Source organism: Streptomyces sp. SID486 (assembly GCF_009865385.1).
Lineage (GTDB): Bacteria > Actinomycetota > Actinomycetes > Streptomycetales > Streptomycetaceae > Streptomyces.
In genome coordinates this window covers 1-5,111 of the sequence record NZ_WWJT01000675.1, presented here as the reverse complement: position 1 = coordinate 5,111, position 5,111 = coordinate 1, and the positions used below count along the sequence as shown (strand labels likewise).

3 protein-coding genes and 3 pseudogenes are annotated in these 5,111 nt (G+C 68.3%); 2 read left to right on the top strand and 4 right to left on the bottom strand.

Annotated features, from left to right (window positions below):
- Positions 1 to 945 (bottom strand): IS110 family transposase (locus GT045_RS31385; RefSeq protein WP_161336254.1); only part of this gene is annotated, 945 nt, incomplete at its 3' end.
- A gap of 302 nt (positions 946 to 1,247) precedes the next feature.
- On the opposite strand from GT045_RS31385, the pseudogene GT045_RS40150 reads away from it, so the two are divergent.
- Positions 1,248 to 1,689, top strand: a pseudogene (locus tag GT045_RS40150) (IS5 family transposase); the annotation flags it as partial.
- A 16-nt stretch (positions 1,690 to 1,705) separates the two neighbouring features.
- Here GT045_RS40150 and GT045_RS31370 read toward each other — a convergent pair.
- Positions 1,706 to 2,218 (bottom strand): hypothetical protein, encoded by a 513-nt coding sequence (locus GT045_RS31370; RefSeq protein WP_161289332.1) that lies wholly within the window; start codon positions 2,216 to 2,218, stop codon positions 1,706 to 1,708.
- A gap of 38 nt (positions 2,219 to 2,256) precedes the next feature.
- Here GT045_RS31370 and GT045_RS31365 point away from each other — a divergent pair.
- A pseudogene (locus GT045_RS31365) lies at positions 2,257 to 2,583 on the top strand (arsenical-resistance protein); the annotation flags it as partial.
- An 89-nt stretch (positions 2,584 to 2,672) separates the two neighbouring features.
- Here the strand turns inward: GT045_RS31365 and GT045_RS31360 are convergent.
- Both GT045_RS31360 and GT045_RS31355 read right to left on the bottom strand, forming a co-directional pair.
- A pseudogene (locus GT045_RS31360) lies at positions 2,673 to 3,384 on the bottom strand (class I SAM-dependent methyltransferase).
- A 260-nt stretch (positions 3,385 to 3,644) separates the two neighbouring features.
- Entirely contained in the window at positions 3,645 to 4,847 is a 1,203-nt protein-coding gene (locus GT045_RS31355; protein ID WP_161336253.1) for an IS110 family transposase, read from the bottom strand.
- Positions 4,848 to 5,111 lie beyond the last annotated feature (264 nt).

The following is a 5,111-nucleotide window of genomic DNA, read 5'->3' as shown; positions in this document are numbered from 1 at the left end:
GGCCGGGGCGAGGCCGGCGTAGGAGGCCAGGTGGGCCGCGCTCGGGAACGAGCTGCCGTCGCCGATGGTGGCCAGGAGGACTGCGGCGGTCCTGACGCCGATGCCGGGCATCGAGGTCAGGACCTGGGAAAGAGGGTGGGCCTCCAGCAGGGCTTCGATCTGGGCTTCCAGTGCCCGGCGTTGGTCGTGGACGGCGGCGAGCGACTTGGCCAGCGACGGCACGATCACGTCCAGGGTGCCTGTGCCTGGGACGACGACGGTCTGTTCGTCGAGGGCGTCGAAGATGTCGTCGACGAGCCGCTGGGCCATGCGGGGCGCTTTGGGCCGGATGACCTCGACGAGTTTGCGGCGGCCGGCCTTGCGCAGGGCGGCGGGGGATCCGTAGCGCTCCAGGAGCCAGGTGATGGCGGGGTGGTCCAGACGGGGGCCCAGGACGCGTTCCAGCGAGGGGTGGAACTGGGTGAGCAGGCCGCGGATGCGGTTCGAGGTGCGGTTGGCCTCTCCGGCCAGGTCCTGGTCGAAGCCGACCAGCATGGTCAGCTCGGCGGTGATCTCGTCAGCCAGTTCCAGCGAGCGCAGGGTGTGGGGCATGGTGCGGGCGGCGTCCGCGATAACAGCTGCGTCGCGGGCGTCGGTCTTGGCCTCGCCCGGGTAGAGGTCGGCGATCCGGCGCATCGCAAGGCCGGGCAGGTAGGCGACCTGGCAGCCCGTGTCGCGGGCGACGGTCAGCGGCAGGGCGCCGATGGAGGCGGGCTGGTCCACGACCACCAGGACGGTGCCGAACTTGGCCTTGAGCTTGTCGAAGACGGCCCGCAACTGGGGTTCGCCGTTCGGCAGGGTTTTGTCGAAGACCTTCTTCCCGGCCGGGGTGAGTCCGTGGCCGTGGTGGTTGCTCTTGCCGACGTCCAGGCCGAGGAAGACGCCCACCGCGTCTATGTCGATCACCGTGCCCCCACATGCGTCGATGCCGTGCCGGCCTCGAAGGCGGGGCCGTTCGCGCGCATCCACGTTATCCAGACCTGCCGCCCGCAAATGGCCCGGCATTGCGCCGGGCCGGGCAGTGGCCAGACCTCTGATCAGCGTCTCCGACGGCACCCCTCGGGCCCGGCGACACCACCCCCCAGGTCATCCACTCGACAGGGGGCAACAGTCATACCGGGCCCGGAGGCCAGCGGCCCTCTTGCAGGACCGCGAAGAAGATAACGGGGCAAAAGGGGACTGGCGATCGGGACAAAGCGGGTGATCCTGCTCTCGGCCGATCCCGTGGTGGACTGAGCTCCAGAATCCACCTCGCCTGCGACGGACGCGGTCGCCCACTCGGAGTCGTTCTCACTGGCGGCAACACCAACGACTGCACTCGGTTCGAGCAGGTCATGACCGAGATCCACGTCCCTCGCACCGGTCCCGGCCGTCCCCGCACCACACCGGACCACGTGATCGCCGACAAGGGGTACAGCTCTCGCAAGATCCGCACCTACCTGCGCAGACGCGGCATCCGCCACACGATCCCCGAACGCAGGGACCAAGCCGCCGGCCAGCTTCGATAGGGCCGTCTACCGCCTCCGCAACGTCGTCGAACGCTGCTTCAACCGCCTCAAGCAATGGCGCGGCCTGGCCACCCACTACGACAAGACCCGCGAGTCCTTCCAGGCCGCCGTCACCATCGCATCAATCCTGCTCTGGATCTGAACTATGAAGACGATCTCTAGTCCCGGATCCCCAGGTCTTCCCTCATCAGGGTCCGCATCGCTACCAGCCGCGGCTCCGCCTGCTTTATCTCGACGAGTAGGTGCTCTGCACTCTCGCCGTCACGCGCGAGGCTGCGGTCAATACGCTTGGCCGCCGCGTCGACTTCAGCGAGCACCTTGTTGAGTTCTCGCGAGGCCTCCATGATCCGCAAGGGGACGATCATTTGGGCTGCCGCGTAGCGGTCGCGGTACTCCCTGCGGGAATCCTCAAGACGGGTGCGGTCCTCCTCGGCATAGACGCCGTCACGGATGCGGTGCAGGGCGTCCTTGAGGAGCGTGTGGAATTGCTCGGAGGCACGGTTCATGGCCGTGTATGCCTCTCGCCGCTCCTCAAAGGACCTTCTCCGGTCGGCCATTTCGGCCTCGGCGGCGCGTTCGCGGGCGTTGAAGCGTTGCGGGAGAACCGAGCCGAGAAGCGCTCCACCGAGGCCCGCCGCCGCAGTGATCGCGGTCGCTATCGCGTCTGACATGCCCGGACCCTATCGGCATCCGCACTGACGCGGCTCCGCTGCCTTCGCTGCTGCTGAACTGGATCGTCGGTCCGGCGCTCATGTTCGCGTCGGCGTTGCTGTTCCTGCCGGGCCTGCCCGAGTACCGCACGGGCCTGATCATGGTGGGGTTGGCGCGCTGTATAGCCATGGTGATCATCTGGAACGACCTGGCCTGTGGCGACCGCGAGGCCGCCGCCGTCCTGGTCGCGCTGAACTCGGTGTTTCAGGTGATCGCGTTCTCGGCCCTCGGCGGGTTCTATCTGTCCGTCCTGCCCGGGTGGCTCGGCCTCGAGCAGACCGGCCTGAACGTGTCCGTGTGGGTGATCGCCCGGAGCGTGCTGATCTCCTCATCCAGACTCGACGCCGCCCAGAGAGGCGGAACCTAGGGCGTGCCCGGCGAGGGGATATCTTCGCGTCTTGGCTCCGGCGGACATTACGGTTTGTGGGTTACCCAGAGCAGTTCCGCCGGCCACCGGTGTGCCCAGTCGGGTGGGTCGGTTTCGTTGTAGCCGTTGCGTGTTCCGCGTTCAGGCCGTGGCTCGATGAGGTCGTCGATGATGAGACCCGCGCCGCGCAGGACCCTCACCCAGTCGCCGTAGGTGAGCTGATAGCTGGTCGCGTCGTCGTCTTCGGCGATGGTGTTCAGCCCGAAGTAGTCCTGTTGTAGCGTCGTCGTCACGCGGCTGGCGGCTTCGTCGTAGCAAGCTTCGAACCATGGGCTGGCGACATTGAAGACCAGGTGCCCACCTCGGCTCAAGACGCGTGCGGCCTGAGGAACGGCCAGGTGCGGAGACGCCCAGCTGAGCCCACCGAAGTCGCAGAAAACCAGGTCGAAGCTGTCGGCGGCGAAGGGGAGTTGTTCGGCGGCGCCTTGCACCAGTGGGTAACGCGTGGCTCCCATCGTGCGGACGGCCGCTGCGAGTTGGACTTCCGACAGGTCGAGCCCGACCACGGTGGCGCCCTCGGCGGCGAGCGCCCTGGACCACTGGCCGGCGCCGCAGCCGAGTTCGAGGACGCGCTTGCCGGTGACGTCGCCCATACATGCCCCACAGCCGGGGTGCGGCGCCTATTTGCGGGTCGTGCCGGTGCTGGTAGGCGCTGCTGATCTGATTCCAGAGCCGCCGGTTGGCGGGGATACTGTCCACGTGCCGACTCCAGCACTGCCTGTGGGAGAGGTCAACACGATATGGGTACCGGCCGGCTCCGGCTCGGCCCATGATCCGCCGAACGAGTCCTCCCCGAGTAGTTCCGATGTCACGCGTGATCGATGGGAGGCGCCGGATCTACGCGCTGGGTAGAGCGCATGGCCTACGTGGAGAGCAGGACGGAGCGCGTCAGACCGCGGCAGTTCTACGAGGCTGCCGGTGTGGAGCACTGGCGCGTGGGGGTGCCTCTATGTCTTTCGTCAAGCGAGGCGTGGGGTTCTGGGTTCGTAGAAGGTGCCGTCGCGGAGCATGGCGAACAGGACGCTGATGCGGTGGCGGGCGAGGCGGAGGAGGGCTTGGGTGTGGGTTTTGCCTCGGGCTCGGCAGCGGTCGTAGTAGCCGCGGGAGGCGGGATCGTGGAGGGCGGCGAACGCGGAGAGGAACATCGCGCGTTTGAGCTGGCGGTTCCCGCCTCTGGGGGCGTGTTCGCCGTGGATCGAGGTTCCCGACGATTTGGTGGCCGGGGCGAGGCCGGCGTAGGAGGCCAGGTGGGCCGCGCTCGGGAACGAGCTGCCGTCGCCGATGGTGGCCAGGAGGACTGCGGCGGTCCTGACGCCGATGCCGGGCATCGAGGTCAGGACCTGGGAAAGAGGGTGGGCCTCCAGCAGGGCTTCGATCTGGGCTTCCAGTGCCCGGCGTTGGTCGTGGACGGCGGCGAGCGACTTGGCCAGCGACGGCACGATCACGTCCAGGGTGCCTGTGCCTGGGACGACGACGGTCTGTTCGTCGAGGGCGTCGAAGATGTCGTCGACGAGCCGCTGGGCCATGCGGGGCGCTTTGGGCCGGATGACCTCGACGAGTTTGCGGCGGCCGGCCTTGCGCAGGGCGGCGGGGGATCCGTAGCGCTCCAGGAGCCAGGTGATGGCGGGGTGGTCCAGACGGGGGCCCAGGACGCGTTCCAGCGAGGGGTGGAACTGGGTGAGCAGGCCGCGGATGCGGTTCGAGGTGCGGTTGGCCTCTCCGGCCAGGTCCTGGTCGAAGCCGACCAGCATGGTCAGCTCGGCGGTGATCTCGTCAGCCAGTTCCAGCGAGCGCAGGGTGTGGGGCATGGTGCGGGCGGCGTCCGCGATAACAGCTGCGTCGCGGGCGTCGGTCTTGGCCTCGCCCGGGTAGAGGTCGGCGATCCGGCGCATCGCAAGGCCGGGCAGGTAGGCGACCTGGCAGCCCGTGTCGCGGGCGACGGTCAGCGGCAGGGCGCCGATGGAGGCGGGCTGGTCCACGACCACCAGGACGGTGCCGAACTTGGCCTTGAGCTTGTCGAAGACGGCCCGCAACTGGGGTTCGCCGTTCGGCAGGGTTTTGTCGAAGACCTTCTTCCCGGCCGGGGTGAGTCCGTGGCCGTGGTGGTTGCTCTTGCCGACGTCCAGGCCGAGGAAGACGCCCACCGCGTCTATGTCGATCACCGTGCCCCCACATGCGTCGATGCCGTGCCGGCCTCGAAGGCGGGGCCGTTCGCGCGCATCCACGTTATGCAGACCTGCCGCCCGCAAGTGGCCCGGCATTGCGCCGGGCCGGGCAGTGGCCAGACCTCTGATCAGCGTCTCCGACGGCACCCCTCGGGCCCGGCGACACCACCCCCCAGGTCATCCACTCGACAGGGGGCAACAGTCATACCGGGCCCGGAGGCCAGCGGCCCTCTTGCAGGACCGCGAAGAAGATAACGGGGC